The organism is Streptomyces sp. JLBJ103, assembly GCF_058215575.1.
In genome coordinates, this window is sequence record NZ_CM177089.1 from 5,922,027 (window position 1) to 5,946,775 (window position 24,749).

25 protein-coding genes are annotated in these 24,749 nt (G+C 71.6%); 17 read left to right on the top strand and 8 right to left on the bottom strand.

Annotated elements, in window-relative coordinates:
- Positions 1-79: 79 nt before the first annotated feature.
- On the top strand, positions 80-3,622 hold the full coding sequence (gene dnaE, locus AC4BEG_RS26175) for a DNA polymerase III subunit alpha (protein WP_490702192.1): 3,543 nt from the start codon (positions 80-82) through the stop codon (positions 3,620-3,622).
- Between the two features lie 72 nt (positions 3,623-3,694).
- Here the strand turns inward: dnaE and AC4BEG_RS26180 are convergent, their stop codons facing one another.
- Positions 3,695-3,883, bottom strand: a complete 189-nt coding sequence (locus AC4BEG_RS26180; protein WP_490702193.1) for a hypothetical protein — start codon at positions 3,881-3,883, stop codon at positions 3,695-3,697.
- Positions 3,884-4,169: 286 nt separating this feature from the next.
- On the opposite strand from AC4BEG_RS26180, the gene AC4BEG_RS26185 reads away from it, so the two are divergent.
- The 4 genes from AC4BEG_RS26185 to AC4BEG_RS26200 all read left to right on the top strand — a co-directional run bounded on the left by AC4BEG_RS26185 (position 4,170) and on the right by AC4BEG_RS26200 (position 8,517).
- Positions 4,170-5,471, top strand: coding sequence for an NYN domain-containing protein (locus tag AC4BEG_RS26185; RefSeq protein WP_490702194.1), 1,302 nt, complete (start codon positions 4,170-4,172; stop codon positions 5,469-5,471).
- Positions 5,472-5,766: 295 nt separating this feature from the next.
- A complete protein-coding gene (locus tag AC4BEG_RS26190; RefSeq protein WP_490707195.1) occupies positions 5,767-6,783 on the top strand; it encodes an ABC transporter ATP-binding protein in 1,017 nt (338 codons plus the stop codon).
- A gap of 100 nt (positions 6,784-6,883) precedes the next feature.
- The gene (locus AC4BEG_RS26195; protein ID WP_490707196.1) at positions 6,884-7,720 is read left to right on the top strand and encodes an ABC transporter permease; all 837 of its coding nucleotides are present in this window, start codon (positions 6,884-6,886) and stop codon (positions 7,718-7,720) included.
- Positions 7,721-7,779: 59 nt separating this feature from the next.
- Positions 7,780-8,517, top strand: a complete 738-nt coding sequence (locus AC4BEG_RS26200; protein ID WP_490702195.1) for an ABC transporter permease — start codon at positions 7,780-7,782, stop codon at positions 8,515-8,517.
- Positions 8,518-8,538: 21 nt separating this feature from the next.
- Here AC4BEG_RS26200 and ybaK read toward each other — a convergent pair whose 3' ends face one another.
- Genes ybaK through AC4BEG_RS26215 form a run of 3 tightly spaced genes read right to left on the bottom strand, consistent with a single transcriptional unit; the run spans position 8,539 to position 11,425 of the window.
- Entirely contained in the window at positions 8,539-9,042 is a 504-nt protein-coding gene (gene ybaK / locus AC4BEG_RS26205; RefSeq protein WP_490702196.1) for a Cys-tRNA(Pro) deacylase, read from the bottom strand.
- 12 nt (positions 9,043-9,054) lie between these two features.
- Positions 9,055-9,795, bottom strand: coding sequence for an LON peptidase substrate-binding domain-containing protein (locus tag AC4BEG_RS26210; protein WP_490702197.1), 741 nt, complete (start codon positions 9,793-9,795; stop codon positions 9,055-9,057).
- A gap of 34 nt (positions 9,796-9,829) precedes the next feature.
- Complete coding sequence (locus tag AC4BEG_RS26215) at positions 9,830-11,425, bottom strand: oxidoreductase (RefSeq protein ID WP_490702198.1); 1,596 nt, start codon at positions 11,423-11,425, stop codon at positions 9,830-9,832.
- A 156-nt stretch (positions 11,426-11,581) separates the two neighbouring features.
- On the opposite strand from AC4BEG_RS26215, the gene hisD reads away from it, so the two are divergent.
- The 9 genes from hisD (at position 11,582) to AC4BEG_RS26260 (ending at position 18,687) form a co-directional block, all read left to right on the top strand.
- Positions 11,582-12,907 carry a histidinol dehydrogenase gene (gene hisD, locus AC4BEG_RS26220; protein ID WP_490702199.1) on the top strand — a complete coding sequence of 442 codons (1,326 nt, stop codon included), beginning with the start codon at positions 11,582-11,584 and terminating at the stop codon, positions 12,905-12,907.
- A complete protein-coding gene (locus tag AC4BEG_RS26225) occupies positions 12,904-14,010 on the top strand; it encodes a histidinol-phosphate transaminase (protein ID WP_490702200.1) in 1,107 nt (368 codons plus the stop codon). Before hisD ends, AC4BEG_RS26225 begins: the two co-directional genes overlap by 4 nt.
- Complete coding sequence (gene hisB / locus AC4BEG_RS26230; RefSeq protein ID WP_490702201.1) at positions 14,007-14,600, top strand: imidazoleglycerol-phosphate dehydratase HisB; 594 nt, start codon at positions 14,007-14,009, stop codon at positions 14,598-14,600. The genes AC4BEG_RS26225 and hisB overlap by 4 nt, the downstream gene beginning before the upstream one ends.
- 40 nt (positions 14,601-14,640) lie before the next feature.
- Positions 14,641-14,805 (top strand): hypothetical protein, encoded by a 165-nt coding sequence (locus AC4BEG_RS26235; RefSeq protein ID WP_490702202.1) that lies wholly within the window; start codon positions 14,641-14,643, stop codon positions 14,803-14,805.
- Positions 14,796-15,443, top strand: a complete 648-nt coding sequence (gene hisH / locus AC4BEG_RS26240; RefSeq protein ID WP_490707197.1) for an imidazole glycerol phosphate synthase subunit HisH — start codon at positions 14,796-14,798, stop codon at positions 15,441-15,443. Before AC4BEG_RS26235 ends, hisH begins: the two co-directional genes overlap by 10 nt.
- 41 nt (positions 15,444-15,484) lie before the next feature.
- Positions 15,485-16,216, top strand: a complete 732-nt coding sequence (gene priA / locus AC4BEG_RS26245) for a bifunctional 1-(5-phosphoribosyl)-5-((5-phosphoribosylamino)methylideneamino)imidazole-4-carboxamide isomerase/phosphoribosylanthranilate isomerase PriA (RefSeq protein ID WP_490702203.1) — start codon at positions 15,485-15,487, stop codon at positions 16,214-16,216.
- On the top strand, positions 16,213-16,623 hold the full coding sequence (locus AC4BEG_RS26250) for a Rid family hydrolase (RefSeq protein ID WP_490702204.1): 411 nt from the start codon (positions 16,213-16,215) through the stop codon (positions 16,621-16,623). Before priA ends, AC4BEG_RS26250 begins: the two co-directional genes overlap by 4 nt.
- Entirely contained in the window at positions 16,620-17,408 is a 789-nt protein-coding gene (hisF, locus tag AC4BEG_RS26255; protein ID WP_490702205.1) for an imidazole glycerol phosphate synthase subunit HisF, read from the top strand. The genes AC4BEG_RS26250 and hisF overlap by 4 nt, the downstream gene beginning before the upstream one ends.
- Positions 17,409-17,820: 412 nt before the next feature.
- The gene (locus AC4BEG_RS26260; protein ID WP_490702206.1) at positions 17,821-18,687 is read left to right on the top strand and encodes an endo alpha-1,4 polygalactosaminidase; all 867 of its coding nucleotides are present in this window, start codon (positions 17,821-17,823) and stop codon (positions 18,685-18,687) included.
- Here AC4BEG_RS26260 and AC4BEG_RS26265 read toward each other — a convergent pair.
- From AC4BEG_RS26265 to AC4BEG_RS26280, 4 genes are all read right to left on the bottom strand, one after another.
- Positions 18,660-19,202, bottom strand: a complete 543-nt coding sequence (locus AC4BEG_RS26265) for a GNAT family N-acetyltransferase (protein ID WP_490702207.1) — start codon at positions 19,200-19,202, stop codon at positions 18,660-18,662. The genes AC4BEG_RS26260 and AC4BEG_RS26265 overlap by 28 nt on opposite strands.
- A 2-nt stretch (positions 19,203-19,204) precedes the next feature.
- Positions 19,205-19,822: a class I SAM-dependent methyltransferase gene (locus AC4BEG_RS26270; RefSeq protein WP_490702208.1), complete on the bottom strand. Its 618-nt coding sequence runs from the start codon at positions 19,820-19,822 to the stop codon at positions 19,205-19,207.
- 55 nt (positions 19,823-19,877) lie between these two features.
- Entirely contained in the window at positions 19,878-20,510 is a 633-nt protein-coding gene (locus AC4BEG_RS26275) for a TIGR03085 family metal-binding protein (protein ID WP_490702209.1), read from the bottom strand.
- Between the two features lie 74 nt (positions 20,511-20,584).
- Complete coding sequence (locus AC4BEG_RS26280; RefSeq protein WP_490702210.1) at positions 20,585-21,568, bottom strand: hypothetical protein; 984 nt, start codon at positions 21,566-21,568, stop codon at positions 20,585-20,587.
- 189 nt (positions 21,569-21,757) lie between these two features.
- On the opposite strand from AC4BEG_RS26280, the gene hisI reads away from it, so the two are divergent.
- The 3 genes from hisI (at position 21,758) to AC4BEG_RS26295 (ending at position 24,617) form a co-directional block, all read left to right on the top strand.
- Positions 21,758-22,123, top strand: coding sequence for a phosphoribosyl-AMP cyclohydrolase (gene hisI, locus AC4BEG_RS26285; protein ID WP_490702211.1), 366 nt, complete (start codon positions 21,758-21,760; stop codon positions 22,121-22,123).
- A 64-nt stretch (positions 22,124-22,187) separates the two neighbouring features.
- Entirely contained in the window at positions 22,188-23,678 is a 1,491-nt protein-coding gene (locus tag AC4BEG_RS26290; RefSeq protein ID WP_490707198.1) for an anthranilate synthase component I, read from the top strand.
- Between the two features lie 270 nt (positions 23,679-23,948).
- The gene (locus AC4BEG_RS26295; protein ID WP_490702212.1) at positions 23,949-24,617 is read left to right on the top strand and encodes a TIGR02234 family membrane protein; all 669 of its coding nucleotides are present in this window, start codon (positions 23,949-23,951) and stop codon (positions 24,615-24,617) included.
- The last annotated feature ends 132 nt before the right edge of the window (positions 24,618-24,749 follow it).

Genomic DNA, 24,749 nt, shown 5'->3' on the forward strand with positions numbered 1-24,749 from the left:
CCCGCTGTCAGTGCGGAGGGGTAACCTTCGGAGCTGGCTCGCCCTGCCGTCATCGACCGTTCTCCGGAGGTCTGCCACCGTGACCAAGCCGCCCTTCACGCACCTGCACGTCCACACCCAGTACTCGCTGCTGGACGGTGCCGCGCGGCTCAAGGACATGTTCAACGCGTGCAATGAGATGGGCATGACCCACATCGCCATGACCGACCATGGCAACCTCCACGGGGCGTACGACTTCTATCAGCAGGCGACGGGCGCCGGGGTCACGCCGATCATCGGGATCGAGGCGTATGTGGCGCCGGAGTCGCGCCGCTACAAGCGGAGGGTGCAGTGGGGTCAGCCGCACCAGAAGCGCGATGACGTCTCCGGTTCCGGTGGTTACACCCACAAGACGATCTGGGCGGCCGACAAGACCGGTCTGCACAATCTCTTCCGGCTCTCCTCGGACGCCTATATGGAGGGCTATTTCGTCAAATGGCCCCGGATGGACAAGGAGACCATCGCCCAGTGGTCGGAGGGGCTGATCGCGTCCACCGGCTGCCCCTCGGGCGAGCTCCAGACCCGGCTGCGGCTCGGCCAGTTCGACGAGGCCGTCAAGGCCGCCTCCGAGTACCAGGACATCTTCGGCAAGGACCGTTATTTCCTGGAGCTGATGGACCACGGCATCGAGATCGAGCGCCGGGTCCGGGACGGGCTGCTGGAGGTCGGCAAGAAGCTGGGCATCCCCCCGCTGGTCACCAATGACTCGCACTACACCTACTCCCGCGAGTCCGAGGCCCATGACGCGCTGCTGTGCGTGCAGACCGGCAAGAACCTCTCCGACCCCGACCGCTTCCGCTTCGACGGCACCGGCTACTACCTCAAGTCCACCGACGAGATGTACGCCATCGACTCCTCGGACGCCTGGCAGGAGGGCTGCCGCAACACGCTGCTGGTGGCCGAGCAGATCAACACCGACGGCTGGTTCGACAAGCGCGACCTGATGCCGCGGTTCGACGTGCCGGACGGGTACACCGAGGTCACCTGGTTCCAGGAGGAGGTCCGCAAGGGGATGGCCCGCCGCTTCCCCGGCGGCGTCCCCGAGGACCGCCAGAAGCTCGTCGAGTACGAGATGGACGTCATCATCCAGATGGGGTTCCCCGGATACTTCCTCGTGGTCGCCGACTTCATCATGTGGGCGAAGAACAACGGCATCGCGGTCGGCCCCGGCCGTGGCTCCGCGGCCGGCTCGATCGTCTCGTACGCGATGGGCATCACCGACCTCGACCCGGTCGAGCACGGGCTGATCTTCGAGCGGTTCCTCAACCCCGAGCGCGTCTCCATGCCCGATGTCGACATCGACTTCGACGAGCGCAGGCGCGGTGAGGTCATCCGGTACGTCACCGAGAAGTACGGCCATGACAAGGTCGCGCAGATCGGCACCTACGGCACCATCAAGGCCAAGAACGCCATCAAGGACTCGGCCCGGGTGCTCGGCTATCCGTACGCGATGGGCGACCGCATCACCAAGGCCATGCCCGCCGATGTGCTCGGCAAGGGCATCCCGCTGTCCGGTATCACCGACGAGAAGCACCCCCGCTACAGCGAGGCGGGCGAGGTGCGCGGGATGTACGAGAACGAGCCGGATGTGAAGAAGGTCATCGACACCGCGCGCGGTATCGAGGGCCTGGTGCGGCAGATGGGCGTGCACGCCGCGGGCGTGATCATGTCGAGCGAGACGGTCACCGACCATGTCCCGGTCTTCTCGCCCAAGAACGACGGCCAGGTCGTGACCCAGTGGGACTACCCCACCTGTGAGTCGCTCGGCCTGCTGAAGATGGACTTCCTCGGCCTGCGGAACCTCACCATCATGGACGACGCCGTGAAGATGGTGCGGGCCAACAAGGGCGTCGATCTGACGATGCTCGATCTGACCCTGGACGACCCCAAGACCTTCGAACTGCTCTGCCGCGGTGACACCCTCGGCGTCTTCCAGTTCGACGGCGGCCCCATGCGCTCCCTGCTGCGCATGATGAAGCCCGACAACTTCGAGGACATTTCCGCCGTCTCGGCCCTCTACCGGCCGGGCCCGATGGGCATGAACTCGCATATCAACTACGCGCTGCGGAAGAACGGCCAGCAGGAGATCACCCCGATCCACCCCGAGCTGGAGGAGCCGCTCAAGGAGGTCCTCGGGATCACCTACGGCCTCATCGTCTACCAGGAGCAGGTGCAGAAGGCCGCCCAGGTGCTCGCGGGCTATTCGCTGGGCCAGGCCGACCTGCTGCGCCGCGCGATGGGCAAGAAGAAGCCCGAGGTGCTGGAGAAGGAGTTCGTCAACTTCCAGAAGGGCGCCCGCGAGAAGGGCTATTCGGACGAGGCCATCCAGGCGGTGTGGGACGTGCTGGTCCCGTTCGCCGGTTACGCGTTCAACAAGGCGCACTCCTCCGCGTACGGCCTGGTCACCTACTGGACCGCCTATCTCAAGGCCAACTACCCCGCCGAGTACATGGCGGCGCTGCTCACCTCGGTGCGCGACGACAAGGACAAGTCGGCGATCTACCTCAACGAGTGCCGCCGTATGGGCATCAAGGTCCTCACGCCGAACGTCAACGAGTCCGAGGCCAACTTCACCGCGCAGGGCGACGATGTGATCCTCTTCGGTCTCACCGCCGTGCGGAACGTCGGTCAGAACGTGGTGGAAGCGATCATCCGCAGCCGCAAGTCCAAGGGGAAGTACAGCTCCTTCCCCGACTACCTGGACAAGGTCGAGGCGGTCGTCTGCAACAAACGCACCACCGAATCGCTGATCAAGGCGGGCGCCTTCGACGAGATGGGCCACACCCGCAAGGGCCTCACCGCCCACTACGAAACGATGATCGACAACGTGGTGGCGGTGAAGCGCAAGGAGGCCGAGGGGCAGTTCGACCTCTTCGGCGGCATGGGCGACGACAGCGGGGGCGATGGTCCGGGCTTCGGGCTGGACATCGAGTTCTCCGACATCGAGTGGGAGAAGACCTATCTGCTCGCCCAGGAGCGGGAGATGCTCGGCCTCTATGTCTCCGACCATCCGCTCTTCGGTATCGAGCATGTCCTCAACGAGAAGGCGGACGCCGCCATCGCCCAGCTCACCGGCGGTGAGCACGCCGACGGCGCGATCGTCACCATCGGCGGCATCATCTCCGGTCTCCAGCGCAAGATGACCAAACAGGGCAACGCCTGGGCCATCGCCACCGTCGAGGACCTCGCCGGTTCCATCGAGTGCATGTTCTTCCCCGCCACCTACCAGCTGGTCTCCACCCAGTTGGTCGAGGACGCGGTGGTCTTCGTCAAGGGCCGTCTGGACAAGCGCGAGGACGTACCCCGGCTGGTCGCCATGGAGCTGATGGTCCCCGATCTGTCCGAGGCATCGGCCAACGCGCCGGTGACGATCACCATTCCGACGGTCAAGGTCACCCCGCCGCTGGTCGAGAAGCTGGGCGAGGTGCTCAGCCACCACCGCGGCTCCACCGAGGTGCGGATCAAGCTCCAAGGGGCCCGTAAGACCACCGTGCTGAGGCTCGACCGGCACCGGGTCACCGCGGACCCGGCCCTGTTCGGCGACCTCAAGGTGCTGCTGGGAGCGTCCTGTCTGGCCGGGTGACGCCCGGCTCCGTACTCCGCGCGAGGGGCGCGCCCGGTCCGGGCGCGCCCCTCAACCGTTCGCAAGCGGCGGTCAGTTGTGGCCGAAACTCTTCTGTCGGTCCTTGCGACCCGCCACGGGGGCGCCCTCCGGCCGCATCGCTTGCGACTGCGCCTCCTGCGAGGAGGCCCCCGTCTGCTCGGCGGGGCGGTCGGCCGGGCCGCGGTTCTGCCGCGCCTGGGCCTGCGCCTGCTTGCGATCGCGGTTCTTGTTCTTGCCCATGGTGGTGTGCCTCCAGTTGGGATCAGCCCCCGGTGCAGGGCCCTCCGGAGAGGAAGCCCTCCGGGAAGAACAGTGACATGCCTTGGTGACCCGTGCATTTCGGGCAATTACCGTGAGTGAGAAGGGGGGTCTTCGCGGGTAGGCCGTATCCGCCACGCCGGTGATCCAGTTCGGACTGATAACCCCCGCGCGGTCGGGCAGACTCGAGAGAAAGCCATCAGAAATTCCGGGGTACGGCTGTGTACGGGGGCGACCGAGGACTGGACTGTCTGAAAGAGGGTGGAACGTGGACCGCTGCGTCGTCCTGGTGGACGCCGGGTACCTGCTGGGCGCCGCCGCGAGCCTGCTGGCCGGCGAACCCGCCCGGTCCCGTATCTCCGTTGACCACGCGACCCTTATCCAGGGCCTGCGGGAGCGCGCCGAGACCGAGACCGAGCGCCCCCTGCTGCGCATCTACTGGTTCGACGGCGCCCCCGACCGCGTACCGCAGCCCGAGCACCGGCGGCTGCGGGTGATGCCCCGGGTGACCGTCCGGCTCGGCGCCCTGACCCGCAGCGACGGCCGCTGGGCGCAGAAGGGCGTGGACGCCGCCATGCACGCCGAACTCACCGAACTCGCCCGCAACCGCGCCTGCTCCGACATCGTGCTGGTCACCGGGGACGGCGATCTGCTCCCCGGGCTGATGTCGGCCAAGGAGCACGGCGTCGCCGTCCATCTGTGGGCGGTCCAGGCCGCGGACGGGGACTACAACCAGTCCGAGGACCTGGTCGCCGAGGCCGATGAGCGGCGGGTGCTGGACCGCGCCTGGATCACCGGGGCGGTCCGCGCCAAGGAGGCCCCCGGCCCCTGTGCCCGCACCGCCGCGCCGCGCCCGGAGATCGCCGCCATCCTGTCCGCCCCGCTGCCCGAGACGGCAGCTGCCGCCGCGGCGGCAGCTGCCGTCGGATCCGGCGCCACCGACGCCCCCAACGGCTCCGCCCGGCCCGGCGCGGGCGTCGTCCGGCCCGGCGCGGCGGACGGCAACGGTGCCGCGGACCCCGCCGAGCGGGCCGCCGACGGGGCGGGCGGCGCCGTCAGCAAGGGCGGTGTGCCCACCCCCAAGGACCTCGCGGGGCTGGGCCGGGCACCGGGCGGGCCCGCCGCCCCGCATCCCGTCCCCAGCGCCACCCTGCGCTGGTCCTCCGACAAGGGCTGGATCGACCGTGGCCCCGGCACCGGAGTGGGCGAGCCGCCGGAGACCGCCAACCTCCCCATGCTGGCCCAGCTCACCAGCGCCGAGCAGCGCTGGGCCGACCGTGAGGAGGACATCACCACCGTCAGCGGTGACCCCTTCGAGGTGGGCCAGGTCTTCGCCCGCCGCTGGATCGAGCGGCTATCCGACCCCGGTAACCTCCCGCAGCTCTCCACCGAGTACCCCCGTATCCCGCACCGCATCGACGGTGAACTGCTGCGCTATGCCGCGCGCTTCGGTCTGCTCGCCCACAAGGACGATCAGATCGACGAGCACGACCGCTATGCGATCCGGGCCGGGTTCTGGCGCGAGATCGACGTCCGGACGGCCGCGGAACACGCTCCGGCGCCCGATTAGGCGCTGTCCTGCCGATTTCGCGGGCCCGCGACGCCTGGCACCGCGCCTCGCCGCGTTGTCGGGATCTTCCCAGTACGCCCAGTACGCCCAGTACGCCCAGTACGAGGACGACCTTCCTGCGATCCTCCCCCAGCTACCGCTGGGAGGTGCCCCCTCACCAGACGCCCCTGGGCTGATCCACGAAGATCGACAGGACAGGACCTGGCGGCGGGGTCCGCCGACGGCCCGCACCGTCCGGCGAGGGACCCGAGGGCAGGAGCGGCTGTCCGGGCGCGTACCCTCATAGCTCGTGAGGATGGGCGCGAAACAGGCGACGGGCGGCGATGTGGTGTGCACCGTGCGCGGCCTGGTCAAGACCTATCCCGCCGCGCGGGGACGCCGCGGCGCGCCCGCCACCCCCGCCGTACGGGCCAGCGACGGTATCGACCTCGATGTGGCGCGCGGTGAGGTCTTCGGGCTGCTCGGCCCCAATGGCGCTGGAAAGTCCACCCTGGTCCGCCAGCTCACCGGACTGCTGCGGCCCGACGAGGGCACCGTCCGGGTGCTCGGCCACGATCTCGTCCGCCACCCAGAGCGCGCCGCCCGGCTGCTGAGCTATCTGGGCCAGGACTCGACCGCGCTGGACGAGCTGACCGTCGCCCTCGCCGCCGAGACCACGGCGCGGCTGCGCGGCCTCGACGCCCGCGCGGCCCGTGCCGAGCGCGACGCGGTGATCGAGGAGCTGGACCTCGGTGAGCTGGCCGGACGGCCGCTGAAGAAGCTCTCCGGCGGTCAGCGGCGGCTGGCCTGCGTCGCCGCCGCGCTGGTCGGCGAGCGGCCGCTGCTGGTGCTGGACGAGCCCACCACCGGGATGGACCCGGTGGCCCGCCGGGCGGTGTGGGCCGCGGTCGACCGGCGGCGGGCCGAGCGCGGGGTGACGGTGCTGCTCGTCACCCACAACGTCATCGAGGCCGAGACGGTGCTCGACCGGGTCGCGGTGATGGACCGAGGCCGGGTGATCGCCTGCGACACCCCCGCCGGGCTCAAGGCGATGGTCGCCGACGAGGTGCGGGTGGAGCTGGTGTGGCGCACCGAGCCGCCGCTGGACGTCGCCGGGGTCGCCGCGCTGCGGGAGACCGCCCACTCCGTCGCCGGGCGCCGCTGGACGCTGCGGCTCGCCCCGGACGAGGCACGCGCCGCCATCGCCACCGTGACCGGCGGCCCCGCCTTCGCCGCACTGGACGATTTCACTCTGGCCACGCCCAGCCTGGAGGATGTGTACCTCGCACTCGGCGGCCGTGCGGAAGGGACGCAGGGGCTGGTGAAGGCGTGAACGCAGACGTGACCGTGTCCGTAGTGAAGTCCGTGAAGCGACCGAAGCCGTTGTAGGCGAAGAGGAGCAGCACAACGTGAGTGTCGTGCCCGCGCAGGCCATGCCGTCCGGTATCACCGGGGGAAGCGCCCCGGCGAAGGCCGCCGCGCCGGCCGGTGAGGCCGGAGACGCAGTCGGCGTGCCCGCCCCGCTGGCGGCCCGCGCACGGCTGTTCCCCGCCCTCGTCGCGGTCTACCGGGCCCAGCTCAGCCGGGCCCGGGTGGCCCGGATCCCGCTGCTGTTCGTGGCCACCTTCCAGTCCGTCGGGATCATGGTCCTGATGCGCGGGGTGGTGGACGGCGGGGCGGAGGCCCGCTCGGTGGTCGCCGGGTCCAGTGTGCTGGTCGTGGCGTTCGTGGCGCTCAACCTGCTGGCCCAGTACTTCGGACAGCTGCGGGCGAGCGGCGGACTCGACCACTACGCCACCCTGCCGGTGCCGCCGTCCGCGGTGGTGCTCGGCGCGGCCGCCGCGTACGCCTCGTTCACCGTGCCCGGAACGGCCGTCACCGCCGTGGTGGGCAGTGCGCTCTTCCAGCTCCCGATGGGGCATCTGTGGATCCTCGCCGCGGTGATCCCGCTCTCCGGAGCCGCCCTCGCCGGGCTCGGCGCGGCCCTCGGACTGCTCGCCCCACGCCAGGAACTGGCCACGCTCTGCGGCCAGTTGGGGATGTCGGCGGCGCTGCTGCTGGGGGTGCTGCCCGCCGAGCGGATGCCGGAGGTAGTGTCGTACACGCGTGATCTGCTGCCGTCGACGTACGGTGTGGAGGCCCTGGCGCGGTCCTTCGACGGGCAGCCCGACTGGCTGGCGGTCTGTGCCGACCTCGGGGTGTGCGCCGTGGTGGCCGTGGTGTCGCTCGCCGCCGCGACCTGGGCCTACCGGCGGGCGGCCGTGCGGTGACGCGCCGCAGCGGACCTCCCGCTGACCGAAGTACGCCGTCCACCTGGCACGATGACGGGGTGACCGCACCGTTGACGCCACAAGATCAGCCGTCGCCGCAGGACGAGCCCGCCGAGGGGCGGGCCGGATCGCGGGGGCCGGAGCCGCAGGGGCAGCCGCACGGAGGCTCCGCGCCGTATCCCTCCGGCGAAGCGCACACCTCCGGACCTTCCGAACACCCTGGACACCCTGAATACCCCGAGCCCGGCGAGTACTCCGAGCCGGGGCCCGAGCTGCGGGCGGAGCTGGTGCAGGCGTCGCTGGTGGCCATCGCGGTGGCGGTGGCGGGCGTACTGCTGGGGCTGCTGTGGCTCTGGCTGTCGCCGAAGGTGCCGATGGTCCTGGCCGGTGACAACGCCGTCTATCTGAAGAACTCCGAGGGGGAGGACGCCATCGGCGCGGACGGGGTGTTCGCGCTGCTCGCTCTGGCCTTCGGGGCCGTGACGGCGATCGTGGTGTTCCTGCTCTTCCGGCAGGGCGGGATCGCGCTGGTCATCGGACTGGCCATCGGCGGGGTGCTCGCCTCGGTGATCGCCTGGCGGCTGGGCGTCTGGCTGGGACCCAGCGCGGACATCGCGGCCCACGCCAGGGAGGTCGGCAAGGGCGTCACCTTCGACGGGCCGCTGGAGTTGCGCGCCAAGGGCGCCCTGCTGTCCTGGTCGATGGCGGCGATGGTGGTGCATCTGATGCTGACCGGGCTGTTCGGCCCGCGTGACCCGGAGCCCCCGCTGCCGAACTCGGGCCTCACCCCCGCCTGACCGGGATGCCCCGAGGCGGGCCTACCCCGCGTGGCGCGCGATCGGGGCCACCACGGCCTCGGTGAGCGCCGCCAGATCCGTGGGGGACAGCTCGACCTCAAGACCGCGGCGGCCCGCCGAGACACACACCGTCTCGTATCCGTCCGCCGAGGCGTCCAGGGCCGTGGGCAGCCGCTTGCGCTGGCCGAGCGGGGAGATGCCGCCGCGGACATAGCCCGTGGTGCGCTCCGCCGCCGCCGGGTCCGCCATCGTCGCGCGCTTGCCGCCGACCGCCGCCGCCAGGGCCTTGAGGTCCAGCGAGGCGGAGACCGGGACGATCGCCACGGTCAGCCGGTCGTCCACGCTGGCGACGAGGGTCTTGAACACCCGGCCCGGCTCCACCCCCAGAGCCTGCGCGGCCTCCTCGCCGTAGGACGGGGCCGCCGGGTCATGGGTGTAGGAGTGCAGCGTGAACGGGGTGCCCGCCGTGGTGAGGGCGGTGGTGGCAGGGGTCCCGGCGGAGTTCTTCTTGGATTTCTTGGCCATGTCTCTCGGGCGTCAGTTGGGGCTGGTCGGGCGGCGGGTCAGATCGACGGCGGGAAGCGACGGGAGCTTACCGATCACCGCGCTCTCCGCGCGAAGGAGTTTCAGTTCCTCGGCCAGCCGGCTGGCGGTGTCCGGCGCCTGCAACAGCCGCTGTTTGGCCGGGGTGTCGAGCACGGCGGCGGCCGCGACCAGATAGGAGAGGACGGACGGCTCGCCCGGCAGGTCCTGTTCGGCGGCCAGGGTGCGTTCCCGCGCCCCCGCCAGCCGCTTCTGATAGGTGCGGAACGCCCGCACCACCCCGGAGGCCAGCGCCCCGGCACCGTCGCCCTGCTCCTCCTGGAGCTCCTTGACCTCGGCGGTCAGATACGGGCCCGAGGAGTCCACCGAGAGCAGTTCGAACCGGGTGGTGCCGGTGGCCAGCACCTCGAAGGTGCCGTCCTCCTGCTCCCGGATGGTGGCCGCGTCCGCGACACAGCCGACCGGATAGAACGACTTCACCGGATCCGGGCCGAAGCCCGCGGCGGGGCCGCGGTCGGGCAGCGTCACGGCCTCCGGGAGCCCGATCGCGCTGGGCGCGACCTCATGGCCGTCCCGGATCGCGATCACCCCGAACCGGCGCGGAGTCTCCTCCGGGAGCGCCGACAGATCGCGCATCAGGGAGCGGTACCGCTGCTCGAAAACGTTCAAGGGCATGACGAGCCCCGGGAACAGCACCGTGTTCAGCGGGAAGAGCGGAAGGCGCGCGGAGGTCACGGGGCGTAAGCCTAATGGCCCCGCGCGTCCCTCTTCACTGGCGGCGCAGCAGCCGGGAGGCGCCCGCGGCGACCGTGGTCGCCAGCACCCAGCCCAGCAGGATCATCACGATGGCCGCCCACTGGACCGCCCCGCGGGGGTTCCAATAGCCGTCCTGGCCCAGATTGACCACCGGGATCAGCAGGTCGAGCGTGTACAGCGAGGCGTTCCAGTGCGGGGATTCATCCGGCTTCAGCGCCTCGGGGCGGTTGTGGGCGAAGAACACCGAGCCCACTGCCCACAGCACCGCCATCCACACCGCCGCCCGGCCGGGGCGGTAGCCGTAGGCCACCGTCCAGTCCTGGAGGTATCCCCACATCTTCCCGGCCAGCGGCAGCGTTTCCCGGCGGCGGCGCTGCTTGGCGAGCAGCACCTCGCGCGCGTCCGCGTCCTCACCGCTGGCCCGCATCGAGTTGGCCAGCATCTCGTACGGCTCGGGCGCGTACTCCGGAGTCGCCGCGGCCACCCACTCCAGCCGCCGGGTCAGCGGGAAGTGGCCGCGCGGGATCAGATTCTCGTAGCAGAAGCCCGCCATGGTGAGCCCGCCCGGCCCCGGCCAGCTCACCGACTTGTCGACCAGGTTGACCACCCGGGCGCCGGAGAGGATCACCCGGCCGCGCTGCGGGCGCTCCCCGACGAAGCGCAGTTCGGGCGTCTGGACCCGGCGCAGCGACAGCTCCTGGTCGTTCTCCAGGATGAAGCGGGCCTGGTCGAAGTCGATCGCGTCACCGATCCGCCCGTCGTCCAGGCGTATCCCGCCCTCGCACTCGAAGCGCTGGATCCGGGTCCCGCGCGTCGGGGTGTCGGTGGTGCCGTACGGCGGGGTGGAGCCGGGGGAGTAGGTGGATATCCCGCCGCCGGTCAGATACATGCTGCGCTCGACGGTCAGCTGCGGTGCGTTCAGCGCCCGCCGCCCGTACGGATTGCGCAGCCGCGAGCCGCGCAGACTGAGCGACACGCCCACCTGCGCCCCGCGCAGACTCAGCTCGCCGTACGACTCGATCATGTCGGCCTGGAAGTCCTGGGCGACGGTCAGCCCGTCGGCGCTGATCGACATGCCCCGGCGGTCCCGGCGCACGATGAGCTGGTTGAGCAGTAAATCCGTGCCGATGTGGGCGTCGGTGAGCCGGATGCCGTGCTCCACGACACACCGGGGCAGATGCAGATCGCCCTCGGTGCGCAGCCGGGCCGCCTCCAGCCGGGGGAGTGCGCAGCCCACCAGACGCAGGGTGGTGAAGTGCGCCTCGGGGAGCAGCACCTCGCGCTCGAAGCGGCAGTTCTTCAGCTCCACGTACGGACTGATGACCCCGCCGGCCAGATCCAGGGTGCCGGTGATGTGCACCCCGTTGAGCTTGAGCGCCGCGACCCGGCCCGGCTGGGCGGGCGGCCCGTTCAGCAGCAGCAGCGCCACGACCCGCGCCCGCACACTGCGCTCGGGGCCCCAGGCGTACGGACCGGAGGGGTCGTTCCGCTGGGGGTGGGAGGTACGCAGATCGTGGGTGCTGCCATTGCGGAACGCCTGCCACATGCCCCATTCGGCGGTGGTCAGATCGAGGCCCGGGGGCGGATCGCCATCGTGCGGCTCGGTCACAGCCGTGTCCCCCTCCTGTACTCCGTGTCCCCGTACGGACCACATTCCCGCTGAGTAACCGGTTGAACGCCAACGGTCAGGGTCAACTTAGGGGGTCCGTATCACTCACTGATACGGGGGGCGGGCGGCCGTATCGGGTCTGAGACAATTGATCGCGTGATCTCCCGTATCGATCTGCGCGGCGCCGCCCTCCCCGAGGGCGGCATCGACCGTGACCTGCTGCCCCGTGCCGAGCTCGATGTCGAGGCCGCCCTGGAGAAGGTGCGCCCGATCTGCGAGGACGTACGGCATCGCGGCACCGCGGCGCTGATCGACTACGCGCGGCGGTTCGACGGCGTCACCCTGGAGCGGGTGCGGGTGCCCGCCGAGGCCCTTCAGCGCGCCCTCGCCGAGCTGGACCCGGCCGTGCGGGCCGCCCTGGAGGAGTCCATCCGGCGGGCCCGGCTGGTCCACAGCGCCCAGCGGCGCAGCGACCACACCACACAGGTGGTGCCCGGCGGCACCGTCACCGAGCGCTGGGTGCCGGTCGAGCGGGTCGGGCTGTACGTTCCCGGCGGCCGCTCGGTCTACCCCTCCTCCGTGGTGATGAACGTGGTGCCCGCGCAGGAGGCCGGAGTCGGCTCGATGGCCGTCACCTCCCCGCCGCAGCGCGAGTTCGGCGGGCTGCCGCACCCCACCATCCTGGCGGCCTGCGCCCTGCTGGGCGTCGACGAGGTTTACGCGGCCGGGGGCGCCCAGGCCGTGGCCATGTTCGCGTACGGCACCGAGGAGTGCCGTCCGGTCGCGATGGTGACCGGACCGGGCAACATCTGGGTCGCCGCCGCCAAGCGCCTGCTCAAGGGTCGGATCGGGATCGACGCCGAGGCCGGGCCCACCGAGATCGCCATCCTCGCCGACGCCACCGCCGACCCGGTGCATGTCGCCGCTGACCTGATCAGCCAGGCCGAGCACGATCCGCTGGCCGCCTCGGTGCTGGTCACCGACTCCGAGGAACTGGCCACCGCGGTCGAGAAGGAGCTCGAGGTCCAGATCGCGGCCACCCGGCATGTCGAGGACCGCATCCGCCCGGCGCTCTCCGGCCGTCAGTCCGGCATCGTGCTGGTCGACGGGGTCGAGCAGGGCCTGGCCGTGGTGGACGCCTACGCGGCCGAGCACCTGGAGATCCAGACCGAGGACGCGTCGGCGGTCGCCGCCCGGGTGCGGAACGCCGGGGCGGTCTTCGTCGGCGCGTACGCCCCCGTCTCCCTCGGCGACTACGCCGCGGGCTCCAACCATGTGCTGCCCACCGGCGGCTGTGCCTGCCACTCCTCCGGTCTGTCCGTGCAGTCCTTCCTGCGCGGTATCCACGTGGTGGACTACAGCCGGGAGGCGCTGGCCGAGGTCGCGGGCCATGTGGTGACGCTCGCCGAGGCGGAGGATCTGCCCGCCCACGGCGCCGCGGTGAAGGCAAGGTTCGACTGGAAGGTGCCACCGAGCAAGTGACCGGCATTGACGATCTCCCGATCCGGGAAGAGCTCCGTGGCAAGTCCCCGTACGGCGCTCCGCAGCTGGACGTCCCCGTACGGCTGAACACCAACGAGAATCCGTATCCGCTGCCCGAGCCCCTGGTGGCCCGGATCGCCGAGCGGGTCACCGAGGCGGCCCGCCACCTCAACCGCTACCCGGACCGGGACGCGGTCGAGCTCCGCACCGAGCTGGCCCGCTATCTCACCCGCACCGCCGGGCACGAGGTCGGCGTGGCCAACGTCTGGGCGGCCAACGGGTCCAACGAGGTGTTGCAGCAGCTGCTCCAGACCTTCGGCGGTCCGGGGCGCACCGCGATCGGCTTCGAGCCCTCGTACTCGATGCACGCGCTGATCTCCCGTGGCACCGGTACCGGCTGGATTTCCGGCCCGCGGAACGCGGATTTCACCATTGATGTGGACGCCGCCCGCGCGGCCATCGCCCAACACCGGCCCCACGTCGTGTTCATCACCTCCCCCAACAACCCCACGGGGACCGCCGTCGAGGCGGACACGGTGCTGAAGCTGTACGAGGCGGCGCAGGCTGCCGGGCCCTCGATCGTCGTGGTCGACGAGGCGTACGGGGAGTTCAGCCACCGCCCCTCGCTGCTGCCGCTGATCGAGAACCGCCCGCAGTTGATCCTCTCCCGGACCATGTCCAAGGCGTTCGGCGCCGCCGGGCTGCGGCTGGGCTATCTCGCCGCCCACCCGGCCGTGGTGGACGCCGTCCAGCTGGTCCGGCTGCCCTACCACCTGTCCGCCGTTACCCAGGCCACCGCGCTGGCCGCCCTGGAGCACACCGATACGCTGTTGGGGTACGTCGAGGCGCTCAAGGCCGAGCGCGACCGGCTGGTGAGCGAGCTGCGCAGCATCGGCTGCGAAGTGACCGACTCGGACGCCAACTTCGTGCAGTTCGGCCGCTTCGAGGACGCGCACGCGGCATGGCAGAGCCTGCTGGACCGGGGAGTTCTGGTCCGTGACAACGGCGTACCCGGGTGGCTGCGGGTCACCGCGGGCACCCCCACCGAGAACGACGCGTTCCTCGAGGCGGTACGCGAGCTGATGAAGGAGAAGAGCGCATGACCCGCGTGGGACGCGTGGAGCGCACCACCAAGGAGACCTCGGTCGTCGTCGAGATCGATCTCGACGGCACCGGACAGGTCGACGTATCGACCGGTGTCGGCTTCTACGACCACATGCTCGACCAGCTCGGCCGCCACGGCCTCTTCGACCTCACGGTCAAGACCGAGGGCGACCTGCACATCGACACCCACCACACCATCGAGGACACCGCCCTCGCGCTCGGCGCCGCGTTCAAGCAGGCGCTCGGCGACAAGGTGGGCATCTACCGCTTCGGCAACTGCACGGTGCCGCTGGACGAGTCCCTCGCCCAGGTGACCGTCGACCTCTCCGGCCGCCCCTACCTGGTGCACACCGAGCCGGAGAACATCGCGCCGATGATCGGCACCTACGACACCACGATGACGCGGCACATACTGGAGTCGTTCGTGGCGCAGGCGCAGATCGCCCTGCATGTCCACGTGCCGTACGGGCGCAATGCCCACCACATCGTGGAGTGCCAGTTCAAGGCCCTGGCGCGGGCGCTGCGCTACGCCAGCGAGCGGGACCCGCGGGCGGCGGGGATCATTCCTTCGACGAAGGGCGCGCTGTGAGCGACGGCCGCGCGGACGGAGAAGCGAACGGAGAGATGGTGTGAACGGGACGTCCACGGCGTTCATCGTGCTGGGGCTCTTCCTGCTGGGCGGGGTCTTCTCCTTCGTCAAGCAGGGGCTGCCCAAGAGTGTGATCGTGCTGCTCGGCCTGGGCGCCTCGATGGCCCTGGTGGCGGGCATCATGCGGCTGGAGGTCTGGAATTGAGTACGGCCCCGAAGGTCGTCGTTTTCGACTACGGCTTCGGCAACGTCCGCTCCGCCGAGCGCGCCCTCGCCCATGTCGGCGCCGATGTCGAGATCACCCGTGACTACGACACGGCCATGGCCGCCGACGGTCTGCTGGTCCCCGGCGTCGGCGCCTTCGCCGCCTGTATGAAGGGGCTGCTCGAGGCCCGGGGCGACTGGATCGTGGGCCGCCGCCTCTCCGGCGGCCGCCCCGTGATGGGCATCTGCGTCGGTATGCAGATCCTCTTCGGGCGCGGTATCGAGCACGGTGTCGAGGCCGAGGGCCTGGACGAATGGCCCGGCACCGTCGAGCCGCTGCGCGCCCCCGTTGTCCCCCACATGGGCTGGAACACGGTCGAAGCCCCCGACGGCTCCCGGCTGTTCGACGGCGTGGACAAGGGCGAGCGCTTCTACTTCGTCCACTCCTACGCGGTCCGCACCTGGGAGCTGGAGGTGGCCAACCCCGCCATGCCCGCCCCCAAGGTCTCCTGGACCACGCACGGCGAGCCGTTCGTGGCCGCCGTGGAGAACGGCCCGCTCTGGGCCACCCAGTTCCACCCCGAGAAGTCCGGCGACGCGGGCGCGCGGCTGCTCCGCAACTGGCTCGACACGCTCTGACCGGCCCGCCCAGCTCACGCACTCACCGTAAGGTTCCCCGCATGCCAACGCACCGCCTCGAACTCCTCCCCGCCGTCGACGTCCGCGACGGTCAGGCCGTCCGCCTCGTGCATGGTGAGTCCGGCTCCGAGACGTCGTACGGCGACCCGCTGGAGGCCGCCCTCGCCTGGCAGGCGGCGGGCGCCGAATGGCTGCATCTGGTGGACCTGGACGCCGCCTTCGGCACCGGGGACAACCGCGAGCAGATCGCCGAGGTCGCCCGCGCCATGGAGCTGAAGGTCGAGCTGTCCGGCGGTATCCGCGACGACGCCTCGCTGGCCGCCGCCCTCGCCACCGGCTGCACCCGGGTCAACCTCGGTACCGCCGCGCTGGAGACCCCCGAGTGGGTCGCCAAGGTCATCGCCGAGCACGGCGACCGCATCGCCGTCGGCCTCGATGTCCGCGGCACCACCCTGCGCGGCCGCGGCTGGACCCGCGACGGCGGCGATCTGTACGAGACGCTGGCCCGGCTGGACTCCGAGGGCTGCGCCCGGTACGTGGTGACCGACATCGCCAAGGACGGCACCCTCCAGGGCCCCAACCTGGAGCTGCTGCGCAACGTCTGCGCCGCCACGCCCAAGCCGGTCGTCGCCTCCGGCGGCGTTTCCTCCCTTGATGACCTGCGCGCCCTTGCGACTCTGGTACCGGAAGGCGTCGAGGGTGCCATCGTCGGGAAGGCGCTCTACGCCAAGGCGTTCACCCTGGAAGAGGCGTTGGAGGCGGTGTCCGTATGACCTCACCCGAGATCGCGCGACGGATCCAGACCCACAGTCCCTGGGAGGAGACCATCGGCTTCGCACGGGCCGTCGAGGCCGGTGACCTGGTGGTCGTCGCCGGGACGATGCCGCTGGCCGAGCGCGGCGTGCTGGAGGGCGAGGGCGATCCGTACCAGCAGACGCTCGCCGCGTTCCGCCATGCCCTGGACGCGCTGGCCAAGTTCGACCTGGGCGTCGAATCCGTGATCCGCACCCGGATGTACCTCACCCACGCCCGGGACGTGGACGAGGTGGGCCGCGCCCACAAGGAGCTCTTCGACGCCGTGCGCCCGGCCGCGACCCTCGTCGTGGTCTCCGGCTTCGTCGACTCGCGCGTCCTGGTGGAAGTCGAACTGGAAGCATTCCGAGGAGCCCGACAGCCATGACCCTCGCGGTCCGAGTCATCCCCTGCCTGGACGTGGACAACGGCCGGGTCGTCAAGGGTGTCAACTTCCAGAACCTGCGCGACGCGGGCGATCCGGTCGAGATGGCCAAGATCTACGGCGAGGAGGGCGCGGACGAGCTGACCTTCCTCGACATCACCGCCTCCTCCGGCAACCGCGAGACCACCTACGACGTCGTCCGCCGCACTGCCGAGCAGGTCTTCATCCCCCTCACGGTCGGCGGCGGCGTCCGCACCACGGAGGACGTCGACAAGCTGCTGCGCGCCGGTGCGGACAAGGTCGGCGTCAACACGGCCGCCATCGCCCGCCCCGAGCTGATCCGCGAGATCGCCGAACGCTTCGGCAGCCAGGTGCTGGTCCTCTCGGTCGACGCCCGCCGCTGCACGCCCGCCGCCGACGGGGGACCGGCCGCGGTCACCGCGTCCGGTTACGAGGTCACCACCCACGGCGGCCGCCGGGGCACCGGTATCGACGCCGTCGAGTGGGCCCACCGCGCGGCCGAGCTGGGCGCCGGCGAGATCCTGCTCAACTCCATGGACGCGGACGGCACCAAGGACGGCTACGACACCCCCATGATCGAAGCCGTCCGCAAGCACGTCTCCATCCCGCTCATCGCCAGCGGTGGCGCGGGCACCCTCGCCCACTTCCCCCCGGCCGTCGCCGCGGGCGCGGACGCGGTCCTGGCCGCGTCGGTCTTCCACTTCGGCGATCTGCGGATCAGCCAGGTGAAGGACGAACTGCGGGCGGCGGGGCACCCGGTGCGCTGAGGGGGCCGCCGACGAGGTCGCCCCGGGCGCGGCGGGGGCGGACTTGACCTGGTGTCACCCGGGGCGCTTGGATCGCGGCTGGGTCCTGTCCTGTCGATCTTCGTGGATCAGGCCGCGGCGTCTGGTGAGGGGGCACCTCCCAGCGGTAGCTGGGGGAGGATCGCAGGAGGGTCGTCCGCGTACTGGGCGTACTCGGATGATCCCGACAACGCGGCGAGGCGCGGTGCCAGGCCCCGCGGGCCCGCGAAGATCGGCAGGACAGGGCCTGGCCGGCCCGGGGAGACCGCCCGGAGCCCCAGAGGTGCGCCCAGCCGGTACGGGATCCGTATCCCCAGCCCGGCCCGAGTCGCCAGGACCGCACACGACGCGTCCGAGGCGGGGCCGTTACCCGCGAACGCTGGAGCAGTGCGCCATGCCCGCCCGCCGTCCGACCGTCCGGTCCACCGCCGTCGCCGCCGCGGCGGTGCTCCTCGCCCTCACCGGCTGTACGTCGTCGTCGGATTCCGCCGGGCCCGCCGCGTCCTCCGGGTCCCCGGGATCCTCCGGGCCCGAGGGCCGTTCGCGGGTGACGCTGCCGCCCGTCCACGCCGGATTCGACTACCAGTTGGGCGGCGCCTACACCCCGCCCAAGGGCGTCCGGATCGTCAGCCGTGACCGCACGTCCACTCCGGCGGACGGGCTGTACAACATCTGCTACGTCAACGCCTTCCAGGCCCAGCCGGAGGAGCGGAAGCAGTGGCCCGCCGATCTGCTGCTGCGCGACGCGGACGGCGACGAGGTCCTGGACAAGGACTGGAACGAACCGCTGCTGGACATCGGCACCCCCGCCAAGCGCGAGCGGATCGCCGCCCGGGTCAACCGGTGGATCGACGGCTGCGCCGACAAGGGCTACGACGCCGTGGAGCCGGACAACTACGACAGCTACGCCCGCTCCGGCGGCAGGCTGTCGGCGGCCGACGCGAAGGCGTTCATCACCCTGCTGTCCGCGCACGCCCACTCCCGGGGCCTGGCCATCGGCCAGAAGAACACCGTGGAACTCGCCGACAGCCGCAGGGAGACCGGGCTGGATTTCGCCGTGGTCGAGGAGTGCGGCGCATACGAGGAGTGCGAGGGCTATGTGGACGCCTTCGGTCGCCATGTGGTGGTGATCGAGTACACCGCCAAGGGGCTCGCCAAGGGCTGTGCGGAGTGGGGCGACCGGCTGAGCATCGTGCGCCGGGACGTCGATGTCACGCCCCGGGGCGACGACGGCTACGTCCGTGGGACCTGCCGGGGCTGACCGTCCGGGTCCCGGGTGAGGGCGTACATCACCTGTGGTGCGCCGAATTCGGTGAACGCGTCGACCTGCCGCATCCCGAGGGCTTCGAGGAGGCGCCGCGAAGGGGCGTTGGCCTCCTGGGTGACCGCGACGACCTCCGGGCGGCCGGGCGTCAGCGCGTCGAACGCCCAGGAGACCGCGGCCGAGACCGCCTCGCGGGCGTAGCCGTGTCCCCAGTGCTCGGGCAGCAGCTGGTACGACACCTCCGTACGGCCGTCGTGGCGCGAGTCCGGCTCCAGCAGCACTCCGCCGACCACCGTTCCGTCGGCGCGCAGCACCACGCCGAACGCCCCGAAGGCGCCCACGCATCCCCGCTCCCGGGCGCGGACCGTCTCCTCGGGCACCGGGCCGCCGAGGTAGCGGCGCACCGCGGGGTCGGTCCACAGCCGGGACACGGCGGGGACATCGGCGGCCTCGATGGGGCGCAGGTGCAGCCGCGCGGTGGTCAGGGAGACGGGCCAGGGGGCGGAGGACATGATCAGAGCTTGTCCCACACGAGCGAGTAGCGCCACAGCAGATGGCGTCGGAAGCGGCAGCCGGGCAGCAGCCGGCGGGCCTCCCGGCGGACCTGGCCCCAGCTCATCCCGGGCGTCCGGATGGGCATACCGTCGGGATACGTCTTGCCGCCGTTGCGCCGGGCGCGCGACCGGGCCACGGGCACGCCCGCCCCGCTGATGATCCAGTCCAGCGGGGTCCGGTTACGGGCCAGGCCGACGATCGCCAACCGCCCGCCCGGCGCGAGCAGCCGCACCATCGCGCGCACCGCCTCCGCGAACTCCATGTGGTGGACCACGGCGACGGCGCTGATGAAGTCGTAGCCGCCCTCGGGGAGCCGGTGCGGGGAGGGGTCGAGGAAGTCCGCCTCCACATACGTCACATGGGGCGGGGGAGCGCCGTGCGGCTCGGGAGCGCGGGCCAGCCGGACCATCTCCGCGGAGCGGTCCACGCCGGTCACCGAGGTCACCCGTCCGGCCAGCTTGCGGGCGAGCAGCCCATCACCGCAGCCGATGTCCAGAGCCGTGCCACAGCCGTCCGGTACGGCGTCGAGCACCAGCGGGTGGTAATGGACGTTGTGGTTCCAGTAGGTCCGGGACATCACGCCACCCTAAGTGGCGCCGAGCGGTCCCGGGCGGTGATGCCGATGCTGTGGCTCAGACACCGAGCGGGGCGGATCGGGCCGCTTCCACGGCCTCCTTGTCGCCGTCGAGCTCGACCCGCGCGGCGCCCTGACGGCCGTACAGGAACAGCGCCAGCTCGGCCGGTTCACCGGTGACGGTGACCACCGGGGTGCCCCGGTGCGCCACCGCCGTACGGCCGTCGGGGCGGCGCAGCACCAGGCCCACCGGGGACCGGCGGCCGAACACCCGGGCCGCGCGCTCGATCCGGGACCAGAGCACATTGGCGAAGACCGGGTCCACCTCGCGCGGCGTCCAGTCCGGCTGGGCCCGGCGGACGTCCTCGCCGTGCACGTAGAACTCGAGGCTGTTGGCCGCCTCGTCCACCTGCTTGAGCGCGAACGGCGACATCCGCGGGGGACCGGTGCGGAAGAGCTGGAGCAGCTCCTCGTACGGCTTGGCCGCGAACTCGGCCTGCACCCGGGCCAGCCGCGCGGCCAGCGGCTTGATCACCAGGCCGCCGGCGGCGTCCGCGCGGCGCTCGCGGACCACGAGATGGGCCGCCAGATCCTGGGTGGCCCAGCCCTCGCACAGCGTCGGGGCGCCGGGGCCCGCGCTCTCCAAGAGGTCGGCGAGGAGCAGACGTTCCCGCTTCGCGTGAGTGGACATAACGCCCACCCTACGACCGCTGCCCGCGCCTCGCCACGCCGGACGCGACCGGCGCGCCGGAGCCGTGGCCGGGCCTACTTGGGCAGCGGCTTGCGCAGCTTGGTTCCGTCCGGGCCGGAGCTCAGCGTCAGTGCGCAGGAGACCTTGTCCTCGCCCTGGACGGAGTAGGTGCCCAGCGCCGGGTAGAGCGCGTAGTAGTAATAATTCCGCCCGTCGTTGGGGATTTTCTGGAGTCGGGTCTTGGCGTCCACCGCGCAGAGCGAGAGAGCCTTCTTCTGGATCGCCTTCTCGGAGGAGAAGTCACCGGTCAGCTTCTCGTTGGCGATCACCTCCCCGTCGTGCGCAGCCGAACAGGAGCGCTTCTCGATCTTGGTGACGCTGCTGTCCATCGCGGGGTGGTCGAAGCAGGTGCCGGGAGCGAGCACCACATACGGCACCCGGTCGCGGGAGCCGGCGGACTCGGAGGGGGTCGGGGAGGTCCCGGAGTCCGGGTCGCCCTTGGGGTCGTCGCCGAACGGTGCGCCCTTGCCCGGGTCCTCGGTGCTCGAGGGGTCGGAGGAAGGGGCGGACGGGGAGGCCGTGGCGCTTGTGGAGGCCGAGGCGCGCGAGGTCTCGTCGGCCGACGCCTCGTCGCTGTCATGGTCGCCCTGGGAGCCGAGGGCAATGGCACCGACGATCACCGCCACGGCCACCGCCGCCGCGATGACGATCGCCACGACCTTGGGGCCTCCGCCGCGGGGCGGAGCGGGCGGCAGGGAACCCGGCGGGAGACTGCCCGGCGGGAAGCCTCCGGGCAGCGGGCCGCCGGACGGCGCCGACGGCGGGCCGAACGTGCCGAACCCGCCGCCGGGCGGCAGCGCGGGCTGACCCGCCGGGCCGGGCTGTCCCGGCTGGGACGGCGGCGGGCCGAAGCCCTGCGACGGCTGCTGGGCCTGCGGCTGCTGAGGAGGCTGTGCCTGCTGAGGTGGCTGTGCCTGCTGTGGGTCCTGTGGCGGCGGCGGACCGAACCCCCCGCTGCTTCCTGGCCGGTTGGCGTCGTTCGGCGGCGGAAACGTCATGCCCGAAGCATGCCCCATCCCACTGACACCCCGGCCATCGGGCCCGGCGATACCGGCCACCCGCGACGCGGTACCGGCTCCCGCACCGTAGGGCGGCGCGCCCCCGGAACGTCTCACGCCCTCCGCCCCGGGTGATCAACCTGTGAGATCGTTCGCGGGACCACCCGCCCGGCCATGCAGAATGGTCGCATGACCGGCTCCGACCGCCCCTCCGCTCTCGACCCGGCCGTCGCCGCCCGCCTCAAGCGCGGCGCCGACGGGCTCGTCCCCGCCATCGCCCAGCAGTACGACACCGGCGAGGTGCTGATGCTCGGCTGGATGGACGACGAGGCGCTGCACCGCACCCTCACCACCGGCCACTGCACCTACTGGAGCCGCAGCCGCCAGGAGTACTGGGTCAAGGGGGACACCTCGGGCCATGTCCAGCTGGTCAAGTCCGTCGCCCTCGACTGCGACGCGGACACCATCCTCGTCAAGGTCGACCAGGTCGGGGCCGCCTGCCACACCGGCGACCGCACCTGCTTCGACGCCGACGTCCTCCCGCTCGGCCGGTGACCGGGCCCGGCGCCCGCCCCCGCCCCCACTAGGCTCCTCATCCATGACCCAGGACGCTGCCACGATGGATCTCGAGACCTTCCGCAAGCTGGCGGCCGACCGCCGCGTGATCCCCGTCAGCAGACGGCTGCTGGCGGACGGGGACACCCCCGTGGGCCTCTACCGCAAACTGGCCGCCGAGCGCCCCGGCACCTTCCTCCTCGAGTCCGCCGAGAACGGCCGCTCCTGGTCCCGCTACTCCTTCATCGGCGTCCGCAGCGCCGCCACCCTCACCGAGCGCGACGGCCGCACCCACTGGCTGGGCACCCCGCCCGTCGGCGTCCCCACCGAGGGAGATCCGCTCCAGGCGCTGCGCGCCACGGTCGAGGCCCTGCACACCCCTCGTGATCTCGGCGGTCTGGTCCATCTCCCGCCGTTCACCGGCGGCATGGTCGGCTACCTCGGCTACGACATCGTCCGCCGCCTGGAGAAGATCGGCGAGCACGGCCGCGACGATCTGCGGCTGCCCGAGCTGACCATGCTGCTCACCTCGGACCTCGCGGTGCTCGACCACTGGGACGGCACCGTGCTGCTGATCGCCAACGCGATCAACCACAACGACCTCGACACCGGTGTCGACGAGGCGTACGCGGACGCCGTGGCGCGGCTCGACGCGATGGCCGCCGACCTGGTCCGCCCGGTGCCCACCGACCCCACCGCGCTGCCCGCCTCCGAGGTCCCCGCGTACACCGCGTTGTGGGGCGGCGAGGACTACCGGGTGGCCGTCGACGACATCAAGGAGCGCATCCGCGCGGGTGAGGCGTTCCAGGTCGTCCCCTCCCAGCGGTTCGAGACGCCGTGCACGGCCTCCGCCCTCGACGTCTACCGGGTGCTGCGGGCCACCAACCCGAGCCCCTATATGTACCTCTTCCGCTTCGAGGGCTTCGACGTGGTGGGCTCCAGCCCGGAGGCACTGGTCAAGGTGGAGGACGGCCGGGCGATGGTGCACCCCATCGCCGGGACCCGCCCGCGCGGCGCCACTCCGCAGGAGGACGCGGCGCTCGCCGAGGAGTTGCTCGCCGATCCCAAGGAGCGGGCCGAGCATCTGATGCTGGTCGATCTCGGCCGCAACGACCTGGGCCGGGTGTGCGAACCCGGCAGCGTCGAGGTCGTCGACTTCATGTCGGTCGAGCGCTACAGCCACGTCATGCACATCGTCTCCACGGTCACCGGCGCCCTCGCCGACGGCCGTACCGCCTTCGATGTGCTCACCGCGTGCTTCCCCGCGGGGACCCTCTCCGGGGCACCCAAGCCGCGCGCCATGCAGATCATCGAGGAGCTGGAGCCCAGCCGCCGAGGGCTGTACGGCGGCTGTGTCGGCTATCTCGACTTCGCGGGCGACTCCGACACCGCGATCGCCATCCGGACCGCACTGCTGCGCAACGGTACGGCCTATGTCCAGGCGGGCGCGGGCGTGGTGGCCGACTCCGATCCGGCGGCCGAGGACACGGAGTGCCGCAACAAGGCGGCGGCGGTGCTGCGGGCGGTGCACTCGGCCAACCGGCTCCGCCGCTGACCGAGGCGGGTCCTGGCGCGCACCGCGCGGAGACGGAGCGCCTCAGCGGACTCGCCGAAGTCCGGTGCGGTTCGGGTGCGCCCCGAAGGGGCGCGGGGCTGTGTCGATGTGCGGCTCCGCCGCGTGGGCGCGACCAGCCACGAGGCAGCGCAGACGAACGACGGCACTTCGCGGCACATCCCTGGTCGCCACCGGCCGTATCCGTGCGGAACGGGTCATCCGATATACCCGGGACCCGGGCTCCGCACCCCGTGGGGGATAGTGGTACGCGTGAGTGCAGCAGCCGTACCCCAGCCCCGGGCCGAGAACGAGCCCTCCGCCCCCGTCGCGCGCGGCCGCCGGATCAGCCTTGCCGTCGCCCTGCTCGCCGGTGCGCTCGGCGCCGCACTCGTCCTGCTGGCCACCAGTCGTACCTGGGCCGAGGGCACCGCCTCGGTCGCCCAGGGCACCCTGCCCCAGCGGGCGAACGGCGACGACATCACCGGGCTGCCGGGCGCGCTCGCGGTCGTCGGACTCGCCGCGCTGGTCGCCGTGTTCGCCGTACGCCGGGTCGGCCGGGTCGTCGTCTCCGGACTGCTCACGCTCACCGGCGCGGGCATCGTCGTCGCCTCCGCGCTGGGCGCGTCCGACAAGGCGGCGCTGGAGGAGAAGGCGTCGAAGGCGACCGGTCTGACCGACAGCGCCATCCACGACGTGGCGTACACCCCCTGGCCCTGGGTCGCCCTCGCGGGCGGGGTGCTGCTGATGCTCGCCGGGCTGCTCGCGCTCGGCTACGGCCGCCACTGGCCCGCGATGTCCGGGCGGTACGAGCGCTCCGGCGCCGAGGGACGCGCCCGGGGCCGCCGCAGCGCCCGCCCCGCCGCCGACCCCGACCGCCCCGAGGAACTGTGGAAGGCGCTGGACCGGGGCGAGGACCCCACAGCCCAGCAGGGGGCATAGGCGCCCGGGGCGCACCGGCACGGGCGCGAGCCGGAAGCGGCCGCCGGCACCCCCGCTCAAGGGAACCGGAGTGCCCAGCGGCACCCCCGCTCAAGGCAACTTCGCGCGTCGGGGACAATAGCGTGGGGCGTT

Coding starts and splice junctions, on each gene's coding strand:
- AC4BEG_RS26180 (WP_490702193.1), bottom strand. CDS start 3,883: ATGGGCAAGAACAAGAACCGCGATCGCAAGCAGGCGCAGGCCCAGGCG.
- AC4BEG_RS26190 (WP_490707195.1), top strand. CDS start 5,767: ATGGGCGCGAAACAGGCGACGGGCGGCGATGTGGTGTGCACCGTGCGC.
- AC4BEG_RS26195 (WP_490707196.1), top strand. CDS start 6,884: ATGCCGTCCGGTATCACCGGGGGAAGCGCCCCGGCGAAGGCCGCCGCG.
- ybaK (WP_490702196.1), bottom strand. CDS start 9,042: ATGGCCAAGAAATCCAAGAAGAACTCCGCCGGGACCCCTGCCACCACC.
- hisB (WP_490702201.1), top strand. CDS start 14,007: ATGACCCGCGTGGGACGCGTGGAGCGCACCACCAAGGAGACCTCGGTC.
- priA (WP_490702203.1), top strand. CDS start 15,485: ATGCCAACGCACCGCCTCGAACTCCTCCCCGCCGTCGACGTCCGCGAC.
- AC4BEG_RS26250 (WP_490702204.1), top strand. CDS start 16,213: ATGACCTCACCCGAGATCGCGCGACGGATCCAGACCCACAGTCCCTGG.
- hisF (WP_490702205.1), top strand. CDS start 16,620: ATGACCCTCGCGGTCCGAGTCATCCCCTGCCTGGACGTGGACAACGGC.
- AC4BEG_RS26260 (WP_490702206.1), top strand. CDS start 17,821: ATGCCCGCCCGCCGTCCGACCGTCCGGTCCACCGCCGTCGCCGCCGCG.
- AC4BEG_RS26265 (WP_490702207.1), bottom strand. CDS start 19,202: ATGTCCTCCGCCCCCTGGCCCGTCTCCCTGACCACCGCGCGGCTGCAC.
- AC4BEG_RS26270 (WP_490702208.1), bottom strand. CDS start 19,822: ATGTCCCGGACCTACTGGAACCACAACGTCCATTACCACCCGCTGGTG.
- AC4BEG_RS26275 (WP_490702209.1), bottom strand. CDS start 20,510: ATGTCCACTCACGCGAAGCGGGAACGTCTGCTCCTCGCCGACCTCTTG.
- AC4BEG_RS26280 (WP_490702210.1), bottom strand. CDS start 21,568: ATGACGTTTCCGCCGCCGAACGACGCCAACCGGCCAGGAAGCAGCGGG.
- hisI (WP_490702211.1), top strand. CDS start 21,758: ATGACCGGCTCCGACCGCCCCTCCGCTCTCGACCCGGCCGTCGCCGCC.
- AC4BEG_RS26290 (WP_490707198.1), top strand. CDS start 22,188: ATGGATCTCGAGACCTTCCGCAAGCTGGCGGCCGACCGCCGCGTGATC.